This is a genomic window from Herbaspirillum sp. WTB6, from assembly GCF_057457785.1.
The window spans coordinates 633,619-649,937 of record NZ_CP176522.1 but is presented as its reverse complement, the minus strand read 5'-3'; the positions used below and the strand labels follow the sequence as shown (position 1 = coordinate 649,937).

Annotated in this window: 15 protein-coding genes; 13 read left to right on the top strand and 2 right to left on the bottom strand. The window is 62.8% G+C overall.

The features are described 5' to 3' along the window. The first annotated feature begins 61 nt into the window (after positions 1–61). The 3 genes from lpdA to ACK2VC_RS03000 all read left to right on the top strand — a co-directional run bounded on the left by lpdA (position 62) and on the right by ACK2VC_RS03000 (position 3,590). Positions 62–1,489 (top strand): dihydrolipoyl dehydrogenase, encoded by a 1,428-nt coding sequence (gene lpdA / locus ACK2VC_RS03010; RefSeq protein WP_486732114.1) that lies wholly within the window; start codon positions 62–64, stop codon positions 1,487–1,489. A gap of 174 nt (positions 1,490–1,663) precedes the next feature. Next, positions 1,664–2,761 (top strand): cell division protein ZapE, encoded by a 1,098-nt coding sequence (gene zapE, locus ACK2VC_RS03005; RefSeq protein WP_486732113.1) that lies wholly within the window; start codon positions 1,664–1,666, stop codon positions 2,759–2,761. 40 nt (positions 2,762–2,801) lie between these two features. Beyond that, positions 2,802–3,590 carry a hypothetical protein gene (locus tag ACK2VC_RS03000; RefSeq protein WP_486732111.1) on the top strand — a complete coding sequence of 263 codons (789 nt, stop codon included), beginning with the start codon at positions 2,802–2,804 and terminating at the stop codon, positions 3,588–3,590. 43 nt (positions 3,591–3,633) lie between these two features. On the opposite strand, the gene ACK2VC_RS02995 is transcribed toward ACK2VC_RS03000, so the two are convergent. Next, positions 3,634–4,440, bottom strand: a complete 807-nt coding sequence (locus ACK2VC_RS02995; RefSeq protein WP_486732110.1) for a PP2C family protein-serine/threonine phosphatase — start codon at positions 4,438–4,440, stop codon at positions 3,634–3,636. Between the two features lie 111 nt (positions 4,441–4,551). Between ACK2VC_RS02995 and ACK2VC_RS02990 the strand changes: the two genes are divergently transcribed. From ACK2VC_RS02990 to ACK2VC_RS02980, 3 genes are all read left to right on the top strand, one after another. Then, the gene (locus ACK2VC_RS02990; RefSeq protein WP_486732109.1) at positions 4,552–4,752 is read left to right on the top strand and encodes a YdcH family protein; all 201 of its coding nucleotides are present in this window, start codon (positions 4,552–4,554) and stop codon (positions 4,750–4,752) included. A gap of 56 nt (positions 4,753–4,808) precedes the next feature. Continuing rightward, the gene (gene yoaA, locus ACK2VC_RS02985; RefSeq protein WP_486732108.1) at positions 4,809–6,857 is read left to right on the top strand and encodes a DNA repair helicase YoaA; all 2,049 of its coding nucleotides are present in this window, start codon (positions 4,809–4,811) and stop codon (positions 6,855–6,857) included. A 247-nt stretch (positions 6,858–7,104) separates the two neighbouring features. Beyond that, on the top strand, positions 7,105–8,040 hold the full coding sequence (locus ACK2VC_RS02980; protein ID WP_486732107.1) for a flagellar brake protein: 936 nt from the start codon (positions 7,105–7,107) through the stop codon (positions 8,038–8,040). A gap of 29 nt (positions 8,041–8,069) precedes the next feature. Here the strand turns inward: ACK2VC_RS02980 and ACK2VC_RS02975 are convergent, their stop codons facing one another. After that, positions 8,070–9,050, bottom strand: coding sequence for an NADPH:quinone oxidoreductase family protein (locus ACK2VC_RS02975; RefSeq protein WP_486732106.1), 981 nt, complete (start codon positions 9,048–9,050; stop codon positions 8,070–8,072). Between the two features lie 112 nt (positions 9,051–9,162). Between ACK2VC_RS02975 and surE the strand changes: the two genes are divergently transcribed. From surE to ACK2VC_RS02940, 7 genes are all read left to right on the top strand, one after another. After that, positions 9,163–9,900, top strand: coding sequence for a 5'/3'-nucleotidase SurE (gene surE / locus ACK2VC_RS02970; protein WP_486732105.1), 738 nt, complete (start codon positions 9,163–9,165; stop codon positions 9,898–9,900). Then, positions 9,897–10,757, top strand: coding sequence for a protein-L-isoaspartate(D-aspartate) O-methyltransferase (locus tag ACK2VC_RS02965; protein WP_486732104.1), 861 nt, complete (start codon positions 9,897–9,899; stop codon positions 10,755–10,757). Before surE ends, ACK2VC_RS02965 begins: the two co-directional genes overlap by 4 nt. Before the next feature lie 41 nt (positions 10,758–10,798). Beyond that, the gene (locus ACK2VC_RS02960; RefSeq protein ID WP_486732103.1) at positions 10,799–11,719 is read left to right on the top strand and encodes a peptidoglycan DD-metalloendopeptidase family protein; all 921 of its coding nucleotides are present in this window, start codon (positions 10,799–10,801) and stop codon (positions 11,717–11,719) included. A 184-nt stretch (positions 11,720–11,903) separates the two neighbouring features. Beyond that, positions 11,904–12,932 (top strand): RNA polymerase sigma factor RpoS, encoded by a 1,029-nt coding sequence (gene rpoS / locus ACK2VC_RS02955; RefSeq protein ID WP_486732102.1) that lies wholly within the window; start codon positions 11,904–11,906, stop codon positions 12,930–12,932. Between the two features lie 81 nt (positions 12,933–13,013). Beyond that, on the top strand, positions 13,014–14,381 hold the full coding sequence (gene rlmD, locus ACK2VC_RS02950; RefSeq protein WP_486732101.1) for a 23S rRNA (uracil(1939)-C(5))-methyltransferase RlmD: 1,368 nt from the start codon (positions 13,014–13,016) through the stop codon (positions 14,379–14,381). A 96-nt stretch (positions 14,382–14,477) separates the two neighbouring features. Then, positions 14,478–14,951: a Fe-S cluster assembly transcriptional regulator IscR gene (gene iscR / locus ACK2VC_RS02945; RefSeq protein ID WP_486732100.1), complete on the top strand. Its 474-nt coding sequence runs from the start codon at positions 14,478–14,480 to the stop codon at positions 14,949–14,951. Between the two features lie 13 nt (positions 14,952–14,964). After that, positions 14,965–16,218, top strand: coding sequence for an IscS subfamily cysteine desulfurase (locus ACK2VC_RS02940; protein ID WP_486732099.1), 1,254 nt, complete (start codon positions 14,965–14,967; stop codon positions 16,216–16,218). Positions 16,219–16,319 lie beyond the last annotated feature (101 nt).

Below are 16,319 nucleotides of genomic sequence, written 5' to 3'. Positions count from 1 at the left end.
GTGCCCGCCAGGCGGCGGGCAGCCCCGCGGTTCCCGTTTTTTGAATACATAAAAGGTTGTTATGTCCAAGCAATTTGATGTGGTGGTGATCGGCGGTGGCCCGGGCGGGTACATCGCGGCGATCCGCGCGGCCCAGCTCGGTTTCTCCACCGCCTGTATCGACGAATGGAAAAATGAAAAGGACGGCCCGGCATTGGGCGGCACCTGCACCAACGTCGGCTGCATCCCGTCCAAGGCGATGCTGCAATCGTCCGAGTACTACGAGCATGCCGGCCACGGATTTGCCGCGCATGGCATCGAGGTCAAGGGTCTGAACCTGAACCTGGGCCAGATGCTGGGGCGCAAGGATGCGGTGGTCAAGCAGAACAACGACGGCATCGCCTACCTATTCAAGAAGAACAAGGTGACGTTCTTCCATGGCCGCGGTGCCTTCGTGAAAAGCGACGCCGGCGGCTACCAGATCGCCGTCAGCGGCAAGAGCGAGGAAACCATCAGCGGCAAGCATGTCGTGCTCGCCACCGGGTCCAATCCGCGCGCCTTGCCGGGCGCCGCGTTCGATGAAAAACTGATCCTGTCGAACACCGGCGCGCTGGCGATCGATGCTGTGCCGAAGCGCCTGGGCGTGATCGGCGCCGGCGTCATCGGGCTGGAAATGGGCAGCGTCTGGCGCCGCCTGGGCGCCGAAGTCACGGTGCTGGAAGCGCTGCCGACCTTCCTCGGCGCGGTTGACGAGCAGATCGCCAAGGAGGCGCAAAAGCTGCTGGCGAAGCAGGGTTTGACGGTCAACCTCGGAGTCAAGATCGGCGCGGTTGCGGCCGGCAAGGACGAGGTCACGGTCGAATATCAGGATGCCGCCGGCGCAGCGCACAAGGCAGTGTTCGACAAGCTGATCGTCTCGATCGGCCGGGTGCCGAACACCATCGGCCTGAATCCGGACGCGGTCGGGCTGCAACTGGACGAACGCGGTTTCATCGCGGTCGATGCCGAGTGCAAGACCAATCTGCCGAACGTGTGGGCGGTGGGCGACGTGGTGCGTGGGCCGATGCTGGCGCACAAGGCCGAGGAAGAGGGCGTGGCGGTGGCGGAACGGATCGCCGGCCAGCACGGCCATGTCAACTTCAACACGATTCCGTGGGTGATCTACACCTCGCCCGAGATCGCCTGGGTCGGCAAGACCGAGCAGCAACTGAAAGCCGAAGGCGTCGCCTACAAGGCCGGCACCTTCCCGTTTATGGCCAATGGCCGCGCCCGTGCGCTGGGTGATACCTCGGGCATGGTCAAGTTCCTGGCCGACGCCGCCAGCGATGAGATTCTGGGCGTGCACATGGTGGGGCCGATGGTGTCGGAGCTGATTGCCGAAGCGGTCGTGGCGATGGAATTCCGCGCCTCGTCGGAAGACATCGCGCGCATTTGCCACGCCCATCCGTCGCTGTCGGAAGCGACCAAGGAAGCGGCGCTGGCGGTGGACAAGCGGACCCTGAATCTCTAGTCTCTTGTCGATGCATCGCCTGCGCTCCTGCCGTCCGCCGGTGGTTCATGCGCAGGCGCCGCTCCCGGTACCGTCCGGGAGCGGTTTCCGTTCATATACTCTCAGTATATATAGTCAATTCCGGGTATCGAAAGGACTTCTCGTTCCGATACTCCCGTATTTATCGGATTCCGAATGAATGTCCAGGAATTCTATGCCGACGCGCTGAAGCAGCGCGGTTTCCAGGCCGACCCGGCGCAGTTGCGCGCGGTGGAACGGCTGCAGCGCGCCTACGACAAATGGGTGGCGTTCAAGGCGCAGCGCTCCAGCCGCTTCAAGCGCCTGATCAATCGGCCCGAAGTGCCGCGCGGCCTGTACATGTGGGGTGGAGTCGGGCGCGGCAAGTCGTTCCTGATGGACAGCTTCTACTCCGCGGTGCCGGTGGTGCGCAAGACGCGCCTGCATTTCCACGAATTCATGCGCGCGGTGCATGCGCAACTGGACGAATTGAAGGGTGTGGCGAATCCGCTGGACCAGGTGGCGCTACGGATCGCGAAGAAATACCGGCTGATCTGTTTCGACGAATTTCACGTGTCGGACATTGCCGACGCGATGATTCTCTACAACCTGCTGCGCGCGCTGTTCGAGCATGGCGTCAGCTTCGTGATGACCTCCAACTACGAACCGGATACCCTGTACCCGGACGGCTTGCACCGCGACCGCATGCTGCCCGCGATCGCCTTGCTGAAGGAACGGCTGGACGTGATGAATATCGACGCCGGCATCGATTACCGCCGGCAAGTATTGGAGCGCATGCAGGTGTATCACATGCCGCTCGGGGCGGAAGCGGATCGGGCTTTGCGCCACGCGTTTGCCAGCATTGCCGATACCGCCGACGAAGACCCGCGGATTCGCATAGAATCGCGGGAAATCAAGGCGCTGCGGCGCGCCGGCGGCGTGATCTGGTTCGATTTCGCCACCTTGTGCGGCGGTCCGCGCTCGCAGAATGATTATCTGGAAATTGCCAGTCGTTTCCATACCGTGATCCTGTCGCAGATTCCTGCCATGTCGGCTGCGATGGCCGGCCCGGCGCGGCGCTTTACCTGGCTGATCGACGTGCTGTACGACAGCAAGGTGAAGCTGATCATGTCCGCTGAAGTGACGCCGGAACAGTTGTACACGCAAGGAATGCTGGCCAATGAATTTCATCGCACCGTGTCGCGCATCATGGAGATGCAGTCGCGCGAATACATGCAAGCCGGGCGGCGTGGTGCGGTCGCTGCCCTGGCTTGAACGCCTACCACCATGACGGGAAACCATGCCTAGGATTTGCATGCAATGCCGGGACGTCCCGGTTGCCGCACCTACTCCGCGCGGCCGCCGCGGGGTCGCGGCCGCGCTGGCGCTGGCCCTGACGCTGGTCGTCTTGCCGGCTTTCGCGCAGAATGAGGAAATCGCGGCATGGGCCGCGCGCCACGGCGCCGGAACGATCCAGTCGGTCGAGGCAGCCGACCAGGCATTGGCCGAAGCCGAAGCGCAACGGCAGCAGGTCGAGGCCCGCTACCTGGCGGCACAGAACGTGTGCTACGACCGCTTCTTTGTCTCCAACTGCCTGGAAAAAGCCGCCGAGCAGCATCGCGCCGCGCTGCAACTGATTCGACCGGTGGAAATCGAGGCCAATGTCTGGAAGCGCCGCGCCAAGGTCGACGAGCGTGACCGCAACCTGGAACTGCAGCGCGAGCGCGACCGCGAGGAAGCACTGGAGCGAGCCGAACAGCAGCGCAGACGGCAGGCCGAAACGGCACAGAAAACGGAGCAGAAGGCGCGCGATGCCCAGGCGGCCGAGGAAAAAAACCGGCTGCACGAAGGCCAGGCCGACCGGCGCGCCGCCGAGCACGCCGCGCGACTGAAAAAGCAGGAACAGGCGGAAGCCGCCAAGGCTGGCGAGCGCGCCAGAAACGTTGCCGAATACGAAAAAAAGCGGCGCGAAGCGGAGGCACGGCAGCGCGAGATAGCGATCAACAAGGCGGAAAAAGCTCGCAACAAGGCCGCTCAACCAGGTGCCGCCGGTTCGGCGCCCGCCACGCCGGCGACCGCACCCGCGTCGCCGGCCAAGCCCTGAACGCCAGCACCGGGCTGGCGTTTCAGGCCGGCGCGCTGCCGTTTCAGACGGCGCGCCGCATCTTCTTGGCCGTATAGTTTTTCTCTTCCTGCGGCGGCGGTGCCAGCTTGACGATGGCGAAGGTGCAATTGTCGGCGGCACTGCCGGCGGCGCGCTCGCGCGCCTTGCGGATCAGCATTTCGGAGGCGTCGCGCGGTGAATTCATCGCAAGCGCGGCGCCCAGTTCGGGTTCGCTGAAGTAATGCCAGAGGCCGTCCGAACATAATAGGAAATGGTCGCCGGCGCGCAATCCACGATGGCGGCCGACGGTGACATACGGCTCCTGCGTGCTGGAACCGAGCACATTCACCAGCACATTCGATAGATGGTGGTTTTTGGCTTGCTCGCGCGTCAGCTTGCCGCCGGCAACCAGTTGCTCCACATACGAATGGTCGATCGTATGCTCGATGAAGTTCGGCCCGTCGAAGCGGTACAGGCGGGAGTCGCCGACATGGGCCCAGATCGCCTCTCTGTCCGGCGTCAGGACCAGCACTACCATGGTGCTGTGCGGCTCCTTTTCGGCCGACAGGCCGGACAGCTTGATGATCGTGTGCGTGTCGCGGGCGATGGTATGCAGCATGTCCTCGACCTGGTCGGTCAGCGGCGAGAACGATTCGAACGCCTGGCGCGCCGAGCGGATCACCTGTTCCGCCGCCAGCGCGCCGCCGCTCTTGCCGCCCATGCCGTCCGCCAGCACCGCCATCATGTAGCCGGGCGCCTTGGGTGCGGCCAGCAGGGCCACCCGGTCCTGCTGCTCGGCGCGGTCGCCGATGTGCTGACCGGTTCCGCCTTCTATCTTGTATTGGCTCATTCGTCTGGGTAGATTAAACTGCGCTGTGTAGGGAGTCCGGCAAGCAATGATTGTACGCAATCGTGCCGCCACTGAACTTGCCAATTCCGGCACTTGTACCACAAAGATCGAATGACCACCCCCGAAGACATCCAGCGCCGCATCATCGAGCTTGAAGTGGAACACCGCGACCTGGACGCTGCCATTCAGGTGCTGGTGCAAGATCGCACACATGACGAACTGCAGTTGCGGCGATTGAAAAAACGCAAGCTGCAACTGAAGGATCATATGACCTTGCTGAAAATGCAATTGATTCCCGATACTCTGGCTTGAACCTCCATGCAGCGCCCTATAGGGGCTGATGTTTCATTTCTTACCCTCCCAGCACTTTGACCGAAGATTCTTCCGCCGCTGCACCGGGCGCCCATGACGCCGAAATCGAACGGCTGTTTGGCGCGGGCGGCGCGCTCGGCCAGGCGGTCGGCAACTATCGTCCGCGACCATCGCAGACGGAAATGGCCAAGGCGATTGCCGCCGCGATCGACGGCCAGCAGACGCTGATCGCCGAGGCCGGCACCGGCACCGGCAAGACCTTCGCCTACCTGGTGCCGGCGCTGCTGTGGGGCGGCAAGGTGATCGTCTCGACCGGCACCAAGAACCTGCAGGATCAGTTGTATCTGCGCGACATCCCGACCGTGCGCGCCGCGCTGCATGCGCCGGTGTCGGTGGCCTTGCTGAAGGGGCGCGCCAACTATGTGTGCCATTACCACCTGGAACGCACCCTGCAGAATGGCCGCCTGACCTTGCGCGAGGATGTCGGCTACCTGCGCGAGATTTCCCGCTTCATCAAGACCACCAGTTCGGGCGACAAGGCGGAATTGTCGAAGGTGCCGGAAAATGCTCCGGTCTGGAATCTGGTGACCTCGACCCGCGACACTTGCCTCGGCGCCGAATGCGCGTATTACCAGGATTGCTTCGTGATGAAGGCGCGCAAGGAGGCGCAGCAGGCCGATGTGGTGGTGGTCAACCACCACCTGTTCTTTGCCGACGTCGCGTTGAAGGACACTGGCGTGGCCGAACTGCTGCCGTCGGCCAATACCATCATCTTCGACGAAGCGCACCAGTTGCCGGACACTGCGACGCTGTTTTTCGGCGACACGGTCTCGACTTCGCAAGTGCTGGAACTGTGCCGCGACGTGCTGGCCGAAGGCCTGTCGCATGCGCGCGACGGCGCCGACTGGGGCAAGCTGGTGCTGCCGGTGGAGCGTGCCGCGCGCGAACTGCGGCTGGCGTTTCCGCAGGACGTGGTGCGGCTCGCGGTGCATCAGATCGCCGCCTCCAGCGTGTTTTTCAGCACCCTGGAAAGCTTGAAGGCGGAATTGAAAAACCTGCTGGCGGTGCTGGAGACGCAGGCCGAACGCGCCGAAACCATCGAGCAATGCCGCGCCCGCGCCATCGAGCTGGCGGCGCGGCTGGATGGCTGGAACAATCCGGCGGCCCACGCCGCGGTTGGAGTCGGAGCGGCGCCAGAAGAGCGGGTGCAATGGGTCGAGGCGTTTTCTTCCTCGCTGCAACTGCACCAGACGCCGCTCTCGATCGCGCCGATCTTCAGCAAGCAGCGCGAAGGCGTGGCGCGTGCCTGGATTTTCACCTCGGCCACGCTGGCGGTAAAAAACAATTTCAGCCATTACACCGCGCAAATGGGCTTGGGCGACGAGCCGGCGCAGACCTGGCCCAGCCCGTTCGACTACGAACGGCAAGGTTTGCTATATGTGCCGCACAGTCTGCCGGCACCGAACTCGCCGGACTATACCGATGCCATGATCGACGCCGCGCTGCCGGTGATCGAGGCGGCTGGCGGCTGTACCTTCCTGCTGTGCACCACGATGCGCGCGGTGCAGCGCGCGGCGCAGCGCTTGCGCGACGAGTTTGCCGAACGGAAATGGCCGTTTCCGCTGCTGGTGCAGGGCGACGCCGGGCGCACCGAGCTGCTGGACCGTTTCCGCGCCGCCGGCAACGGCGTGCTGATCGGCAGCCAGAGCTTTTGGGAAGGGGTCGACGTGCGCGGCGATGCGCTGTCGGTGGTGATCATCGACAAGCTACCGTTCGCGCCGCCCGACGACCCGGTACTGGCGGCGCGCATCGAAGTGATGGAAAAGAATGGATTGAACGGCTTCATGCATCATCAACTGCCGGAAGCGATCATCAACCTAAAGCAGGGCGCGGGCCGGCTGATCCGCGACGAGACGGATCGCGGCGTGCTGATGATCTGCGATCCGCGCCTGATTTCAAAAGGCTATGGCAGGCGCATCTGGCAAAGCCTGCCGCCGTTCAGGCGCACCCGCGAACTTGAAACGGTGCGGGCGTTCCTGCTGCAGGGGGCCTCCGACGACACCCATCCCGCCGATCAGAAACTGGGGAGTATGTTGCAAAAATAATTACAAAAAGCGCGATGGCGGTCCGATCTATCTGGAGTATGAACTACCCCAGCCCCGCGGCGGGCGCCGACGAAAGGGTTCGATTTGACAATCGTTTGCAATCGGAGTGGCCGTTTGATCGCGCTTGATGCTATAAGACGCTGGTGAACATGCATTGGGTTATTGCGGCCGGCGCAGCCGTTGCCGCTGCGCGCCGACCGACCGATTGGTCAGTGTTCGTGCCTCTGAATGACAGTGAGTATTTGCCATGGCTGAGACACCTTCCTCCCTTACCCGAATTCCAGTCAATGAAGTGGCGCTTGGCCAGCCTCTGCGGTGGCCGGTGTACGATGCGCAGGGCAAGCTGCTTCTGCAGCGCGGATTCGTTGTCGCCAGCGAATCCCAGTTGGAAGGGCTTGTGGCTAATGGCTATTTTGTCGATGCCCGCTGGCAGGCACTCAACGTCGGCCGCCCCGCCCCCCACAAGTCCAAGCGGATCATGCATGCCGGCGGGCGGCGCATGGAAGAGCCCCCCGCGGCGGCGGTTGCCGCCAAGGAAACCATAGTGCGCATGGAAGATGTGCGCTGGCGTGTTGGCGAAACCCTGTTCTTGCAGGTCGCCGAAAACCCGAAGATCCGCTACTCGGTACCGCTGCTCGGTTATGCCAGGCAACAGACGGTTCTGGTCGGCCCGCCGATGGTGGATGGCAAGCTGGAGTTCGTACGCGAAGGGCAGCCCTTCGTGGTACGCGCCTTCGTCGGCAAGAAGGCGTACGCATTTAGCGCGGCGGCGGTGAAATCGATGCTGATACCCCATCCGTACCTGCATCTGTCGTGGCCGAAACAGGTCGGCTGCACCGTGGTGCGCCAGGACTCGCGCGCGCCCGTCAATATCATCGCTGCGGTGTCGCTCGACGAGGAGCATGTGGCGGCTGCCACCTTGAGCGACCTCAGCGTCGGCGGCTGTTCGGCGCTGCTGAAGCAGCCGCTGGGCGCGCCGGGCGAGCAAGGGCGGATCAAGTTCCGGCTCTGCGCCGCTGGCGTCGAGGAATACCTGAACCTGAAAATCATCCTGCGCTCACTGGCGTCGGCTTGCGAGGACAGCGGGGAGTTGCGGCACGGACTGGAGTTCGTCGAGGTATCGACGCGCGAACGGCTGATCCTGAGCGCGTTCGTGCATCAGACCCTGGTCGATCTGGATTAGCCCGGCGCGTGCGCCGGGCAAGACAGCTGCTAGCGCTGCGGCTGAATCACGATCTTGCCGGTCACCTTGCGCGCCGCCATGTCGTTCAGGGCCTTGGGAGTCTCGGCCAGCGCATAGCGGCCGGAAATATGCGGCTTGATTTTGCCCTGCGCCAGCCAGCCCATCAATTCGCGCATCGCGGCCAGGTTGGCCTGCGGCTCGCGGCGCGCGAATTCGCCCCAGAACACGCCGACCAGCGAGGCGCCCTTCAGCAGCGCCAGGTTCAGCGGCAGCTTCGGAATTTCGCCATTGGCAAAGCCCACCACCAGGTAACGGCCGCGCCAGCCAATCGAGCGGAACGCCGGTTCCGCATACACGCCGCCGACCGGATCGTAAATCACATCCGGCCCCTTGCCGTCGGTCGCGGCTTTGATCGCCTCGCGCAAATCCTGGGTGCTGTAATTGATGGTGGCGTCGGCGCCATGCGCCTTGCACACTTCCAGCTTTTCGTCGCTGGAGGCGGCGGCGATCACGCGCGCGCCCAGCGCCTTGCCGATTTCGATCGCCGCCAGCCCGACGCCGCCGGCCGCGCCCAGCACCAGCATGGTTTCGCCGGCCTGCAATTGCGCCCGATCGACCACCGCGTGGTGCGAGGTGCCGTAGGTGAGGGTGATGGCGGCCGCAGTGTCGAAATCCATCCCGGGCGGCATCGGCATCACGGCCGCGGCCGGGGCCACCACTTGCTGGGCGAAGGCGCCGTTGCCGATGAAGGCGATCACGCGATCGCCCGGCTTGACGTGCGTGACGCCTTCGCCCACCGCGCGCACCACACCGGCCAGTTCGCTGCCCGGCGTGAACGGTAGCTCGGGTTTAAACTGGTATTTGTTCTGGATGATCAGCACGTCCGGAAAGTTGACGCCGGCGGCTTGCACTTCGATGCTGACCTGGCCCGCTGCGGGCAGCGGCTCCGGCAGTTCCTCTACCGTCAGCGTGTCGGGCAGGCCCCAAGTCTTGCAGAGTATCGCTTTCATACTGTCTCCATAAAGTGCCGCATAAAAAAGAACGATCGTTTGATTTAATGATTATGCCGCAAATGTGCCGCCTGCGATCGGGAGGTGAGGTTGCTTCGGGTAAAATTCCGGTATGAAAATCCTGATCAGTAACGATGACGGCTATCTGGCGCCGGGCCTCATCGCACTGGCCGATGCCATGGCTGCGATTGCCGACATCGTAGTGGTGGCGCCGGATCGCAACTGCTCCGGCTGCTCCAATGCGCTGACGCTGGAGCGGCCGCTGTCCGTCTACCGCGCCGAAAACGGCTTTTATTTCATCAATGGCACGCCTTCCGATTGCGTCCACGTCGCCCTGACCGGCTTGCTGATCGATACCCCCGATCTGGTGGTCTCCGGCATCAACCAGGGCCAGAACATGGGCGACGACACCCTGTATTCGGGCACGGTGGCGGCGGCAACCGAGGCATTTTTGTTCGGGATTCCGGCGATCGCCTTTTCGCAGGTGGACAAGGGCTGGCACGAACTGGATGCGGCAGCCAAAAAAGCCCGCGACATTGTCTTGCACCGTTTCGAGAACCTGCAAAAGCCGTATTTGCTGAACGTGAATATTCCCAACCTGCCATATGCAGACTTGAAGCCGCCGCGGGTAACCCGGCTCGGCCGCCGCCATGCCTCGAGCGGTGTGATCAAGGCCCAGGATCCGCGCGGCAAGGACATCTACTGGATCGGCCCCAGCGGCCAAGCTAGAGATGGTGCCGCCGACACCGATTTTCATGCCGTTGCCGCGGGGCACGTCTCGATCACGCCGCTGCAACTCGATTTGACCCACGTTGCGCAACTGGATGCGTTGCGGAAAGATATGGCATGAACCAGAGGCCCCGGCGTTTTCCATTGCCGCTGTCTTCCGTGGTCCAGCATCCGGACAGAACCAAAAATACCCGGTCCGCGAGTCGTGGCGTGATTGCAACCCCGCAAACCGCGACTCGCAATGCGGCGCTGGATCTGGCGCGCGCGGCCAAACCGAAATCCTCAGCCAAATCAGTGTCGATGGCGCAAGTGGCACCAGTCCTGCGGCCGGCGCCGCTGGTATCGGACGCGGTGCGCAAGGCCATGGTGGCCAGGGTTGCGCAGCAAGGCGTGCGCGACGCCGGTGTGCTGGCGGCAATGGAGGCGGTACCGCGCCACCTGTTCATCGAACCGGCCCTGGTCAGCCAGGCCTATATCGACGCCTCTTTGCCGATCGGCTACCAGCAGACCATTTCCCAGCCGTATATCGTGGCGCGCATGATCGAAGTGCTGCGCGACAACCAGCAGGGCGGCCGGCTGGAACGGGTACTGGAAATCGGCACCGGCTGCGGCTATCAGGCAGCGGTGCTGGCGCGGCTGGTCGGGGACGTGTATTCGATCGAGCGCATCAAGCCGTTGCACGAACTGGCCAAGACCAATTTGCGGCCGATGCGCATTGCCAATATTCGCCTGCATTATGGCGATGGTATGCTCGGCCTGCCGCAGGCGGCGCCGTTCGACGGTATCATTCTGGCTGCGGCCGGGTTGCAGGTACCGTCGGCACTGTTGGAGCAGCTGGCGGTCGGCGGACGGCTGGTGGCACCAGTCGGCGGCGCGCGCCAGATGCTGGAACTGATCGTGCGCGTCAGCAAATCCGAATGGCGCCGAGAAACACTTGAACATTGTCATTTCGTGCCGCTGTGTGCCGGCACTGCCTGATTAAACAATGGCTGGTCCAATCAAAGTCTGAATCTATGGGAATGACGAAAATTCGTTTGATGTGCATGACAGGGCTGCTGGCCTTGCTGACCGCGTGCAGCGTCACCCCGCGCAAACCGGCGCCGGTGGTGGACCGCGCGACGGGCGCGGACGCCGCGGCCAGCACCGCGCCGGCGCCGGCCGGTCGCGGGTATTACACGGTCAAAAAAGGCGACACCCTGTACCGGATCGCGCTCGAATTCGGCCAGAGTTCACGCGATATTGTCGCTTGGAACAACCTGGCCAATGCCAACGACCTCAAGGTCGGCCAGGTGTTGCGCGTGTTGCCACCGGATGCGGGGCCGGCGTCCGCTGGGGTGCAGGTGGGCAGCGTGCCGGCCAGCCCGGGGGTCGAGGTGCGGCCGCTGGGCGCCGCTCCGGCTGTCACAGCGCCGCCGCGCGGCGCCGAAGTGGCCAACAAGAGCGGTCCGTCGGGCGAAAAGAAACCCTATTCGGAAGCGGCCTTGGCCGAGATGCAAAAACCGGATGGTGCCCCGGCGGCGGCGCCGCCGCCTCAACACGCCGACCAATCTGCCAATCCGGGCGATAGCGAGGACGACGGCATTGCCTGGATCTGGCCCACCGATGGCAAGGTTATCGCCGGCTTTGACGACGGCAAGAAAGGCATCGATATTGCCGGAAAACTTGGCCAGCAGATCCTGGCGGCCGGTGCCGGCAAGGTGATGTATGCCGGCAGCGGCATCCGCGGTTACGGCAACCTGGTGATCATCAAGCACACCAATAATCTGCTGTCCGCGTACGCGCACAATAAAACCATCCTGGTGAAAGAAGGTCAGAGCATCAGCAAGGGACAAAAAATTGCCGAAATGGGCAATTCCGATGCTGATGCGGTGAAATTGCATTTTGAAATCCGGCGTCAGGGAAAACCAGTCGATCCAGCGAGATTCCTGCCGAAGCGTTGAAACGGCCGGGCCGGATCAAGCCTGGTTGGCCGCAGACGCATTATGCGGAGAGGCAGATGGCGATCCATGTGGCAACGACCGCACTTCAAAACTGGGGGGGCGTCCGGATCGCGGCCGGCAGCGGGGCAAAGGCGGCACTGCTTTCCCTTGGCCCGCAGCGCAACCGACACGGAGGTCAGGCCGGATGACCCGCGATGCCCACCATCCCTTGAATGGCTCGAACGGCCCGGCGGACGATGCCGATCGGCTGTCGTTCGATCCGCTGCATGCCGGAGATGCCGCCCGCGAGAGCAATGACGCCAACGAGGAGATCGACGCTGGCATCGTCGTGCCGCTGGCGAGTCGCGATGAATTGAAATCGGTCCTGGCGGCGGAACTCTCGACCGATACCACGCAGCATTACCTGAACCAGATCGGTGCGCGGCCGTTGCTGACGGTGGCCGAGGAAGTGCATTTTGCCACGCTGGCCAAGCAGGGCGACTTCGCTGCCCGGCAAAAAATGATCGAACACAACCTGCGGCTGGTGGTGTCGATCGCCAAGCACTACGTCAATCGCGGCGTGATCTTGCTGGACCTGATCGAAGAGGGGAATCTTGGCTTGATGCGCGCCATCGACAAGTTCGAGCCGGAGCGCGGGTTTCGTTTTTCCACTTACGCCACCTGGTGGATACGCCAGAATATCGAGCGGGCCATCATGAACCAGGCGCGCACGATCCGCTTGCCGGTGCACATGGTGCGCGAGTTGAACCAGATCCTGCGCGCCAAATACTATCTCGAGGCGCAGCAACGCGACGGTCGGGATGCCACCATCGAGGACATCGCGCAACTGGCCGGCCGCCCGCTGGAAGAAGTGCAGGACATCCTGGCGCTCTCGGATCATGTCGCCTCGCTCGATACGCCGTTGGAAAACGATCCGCAAGCCAGCCTGATCGACATGCTGCCCGGAAATAGCGAAGACGGGCCCGATGCGCATGCCGAACATCAGGAAATGATCCTGCTGATGCGCGACTGGCTGAAAAAATTGTCCGACAAGCAAAGACTGGTGATCACGCGTCGCTTCGGCCTTGACAACAGCGATCCGGCGACGCTGGAGGAACTGGCGGCCGAGATGGGTGTGACGCGGGAACGGGTGCGGCAGATCCAGCAGGAATCGCTGGCCAAGCTGAAGCGCACCTTGGCCGGGGTTGGGGTCGGCCGCGATTCCCTGCTCTGAACGGCCTGCCTTGCGGCATAATTGCAGCCGTCCTGCGCCGGCGAGCCGCCCGGCGACGTCGCCACCCATTCACCGAATTTTATGCCGCAGCCTCCACTCGAAATCGAATCACTGGACATGGAGGCGCGCGGCGTCGGCCATCTGAAAAATGAAGACGGTACTCCCGGCAAGGTGATCTTTGTCGACGGCGCCTTGCCCGGCGAACTGGTCAGCTTCGAATCGTTTCGTCGCAAGTCGAAATGGGAGGCGGCAACACTGACTGAAGTGCATCGGGAATCCGCCTTGCGGGTCGCGCCGAAATGCCGCTTTTTTGGCGTTTGCGGCGGCTGCGCCATGCAGCACGTCGAACCGACCGCCCAAGTGGCGATCAAGCAGCGGGTGCTGGAAGACAGCTTGTGGCATATCGGCAAGGTCAAGCCGGCGACGGTATTGCGCCCAATTTACGGCCCGACCTGGCACTATCGTTATCGGGCGCGCATCTCGGTTCGCCACGTGCGCAAGAAGGGCGCGGTACTGGTGGGTTTTCGGGAACGGAAATCGCCCTACGTGACCGACATGACCAGTTGCGAGATATTGCCGCCCGAGGTCTCGGCGCTGCTGGTGCCGTTACGCGCCCTGATTGCATCCTTGTCGATCGTCGATCAGGTGCCGCAACTGGAGCTCGCGGTGGGCGAGGGCGAGCATGAAAAGAGCACGGTGCTGGTGCTGCGCCACATGGCAGCGTTGACTGAGGACGACGAACAGTTGCTGATCGCGTTCGCAGACCGGCATCGCATCGAGTGGTGGTTGCAGCCACAAGGCCCGGACAGCGCGCGGCCGTTTTATCCGGCGGTATCGCGCTTGCATTACCAGTTGCCGGAATTCGGTATCCGGATGCCGTTCAAGCCTACCGACTTCACCCAGGTCAACCACCAGGTCAATCGCGTGCTGGTGGCGCGGGTAGTGCAATTGCTGGATCTGCAAGCCGACCAGCGCGTGGCCGACCTGTTTTGCGGGCTTGGCAACTTTACCTTGCCGCTGGCAACCCGGGCCCGTGCGGTGCTGGGCATCGAGGGCAGTGCCGCGCTGGTGGAGCGCGCGCGCAGCAATGCCGAGTTGAATGGCCTGGCGGGGAAAACGAGTTTTGCCTGCCGCAACCTGTTTGAATTGAATCCGGCCGACCTGGTGGCATTGGGGAAATTCGACCGGCTGTTGGTCGATCCGCCGCGCGATGGCGCTGCCGCCCTGTGCGCGGCCCTGGCGGCACTGCGGGAAGGTGAACAGCAATTCAGACCGGCGCGGATTGTCTACGTTTCCTGCAACCCGGCCACGCTGGCGCGCGATGCCGGCATCCTGGTGCATGAGGCCGGTTATGTGCTGCAGCAGGCCGGGGTGGTCAACATGTTTCCGCATACCGCGCATGTCGAGTCAATTGCCGTGTTCGAATTGGCGGCAGGGCGGAATACCTGACAAATTTACTCGGGTTTGCTACAATCGGCTTTCTGGAGTTCCTCAACGAACGCGCCTTTTTTGCTTGGCGGGGCGCGCAAGCCGGAGTGTTAAACCATGCGCTTGACCACCAAAGGCCGTTTTGCAGTGACCGCAATGATTGATTTGGCGCTGCGCCAGGATGAGGGGCCGGTTACGCTGGCCGGCATCAGCGCGCGCCAGGATATTTCGCTTTCCTACCTGGAACAATTGTTTGGAAAGCTGCGGCGGCATCAAATCGTGGCATCGGTGCGCGGACCGGGAGGCGGATATAATCTGGCGCGCCCTGCGGAAGACGTTACGGTGACGCAAATCATTGTCGCGGTGGACGAGCCGCTCGATGCGACCCAGTGTGGCGGTAGAAAAAATTGTCGCCCGGCGTCGGACGATGGCGGCGGCCGTTGCATGACGCACGAGCTATGGTCGACCCTGAACCACAAAGTGGTCGAGTACCTGGATTCGGTTTCCCTGCAGGATCTGGTAGACCAGCAAAAACGGGACAAATCCGAACAAAGCGTGGTGGTCGTGCATCGCCCGCATGTCGTAGCGTAACTGGAGTGAATCAATGAATGCCCCCTTTCAAACCCGGTTGATCGATACCGCGGATGCACCGCATTTTCCGATTTACATGGATTATTCGGCCACCACCCCGATCGATCCGCGGGTAGCGGACAAAATGATCCCGTATCTGCGCGAGCAGTTCGGCAACCCGGCTTCGCGCAGCCATGCCTATGGCTGGGCGGCGGAAAAAGCGGTGGAGGAAGCGCGTGAGCAAGTGGCGGCGCTGGTGAATGCCGACCCGCGCGAAATCATCTGGACCTCGGGCGCGACCGAGAGCGACAACCTGGCCATCAAGGGCGCCGCCCAGTTCTATAAATCCAAGGGCAAGCACATCGTCACGGTCAAGACCGAGCACAAGGCGGTGCTGGACACCGTGCGCGAGCTGGAGCGCCAGGGGTTCGAGGCGACCTATCTGCAACCCCAGGACAATGGCCTGATCACCGTGGCACAACTGGAAGCCGTGTTGCGGCCGGACACGATCCTGGTGTCGGTGATGCTGGTCAACAATGAAATCGGCGTGATCCAGCCGATTGACGAAATTGGCGAGTTGTGCCGCAAGAAAGGCATCATCTTCCATTGCGACGCCGCGCAGGCGACCGGCAAGGTGCATATCGATCTGGAAAAGAGCAAGGTCGACCTGATGACCTTCACCGCGCACAAGACCTACGGTCCGAAAGGGGTCGGCGCGCTGTACGTGCGGCGCAAGCCGCGGGTGCGGATCGAGGCGCAGATGCATGGCGGCGGCCACGAGCGCGGCCTGCGCTCGGGCACCTTGCCGACCCACCAGATCGTCGGCATGGGCGAGGCGTTTCGCATTGCCAGGGAAGAAATGGACAGCGAAATCGTGCGCATCACGGCCTTGCGCGATCGCTTGGCGCGCGGCCTGCAGGAAATGGAAGAGGTGTACATCAACGGCGACATGGTGCATCGGGTGGCGCATAATCTGAACGTCAGCTTCAATTACGTCGAAGGCGAGTCGCTGATCATGGCGATCAAGGAACTGGCGGTATCGTCCGGTTCGGCCTGCACCTCGGCCAGCCTGGAGCCGTCCTATGTGTTGCGGGCCCTGGGGCGCAGCGACGAACTGGCGCACAGCTCGATCCGCTTCACCTTCGGCCGCTTCACCACCGAGCAGGAGATCGACTTCACGGTTGCGCTGATCAAGCAAAAGGTTGCCAAGCTGCGCGAGTTATCGCCGTTGTGGGACATGTACAAGGATGGAATCGACATCGCCTCGGTGCAATGGGCGGCTCATTGACTCATTGCGGGACAGAGTTTATGAGCCGCCGCAGCGCGGCGAGTTACTCTGTCCCCAACTGATCAAAAGAAAGGTTGAGCAAGGTTGACTCCCGCAGAAGG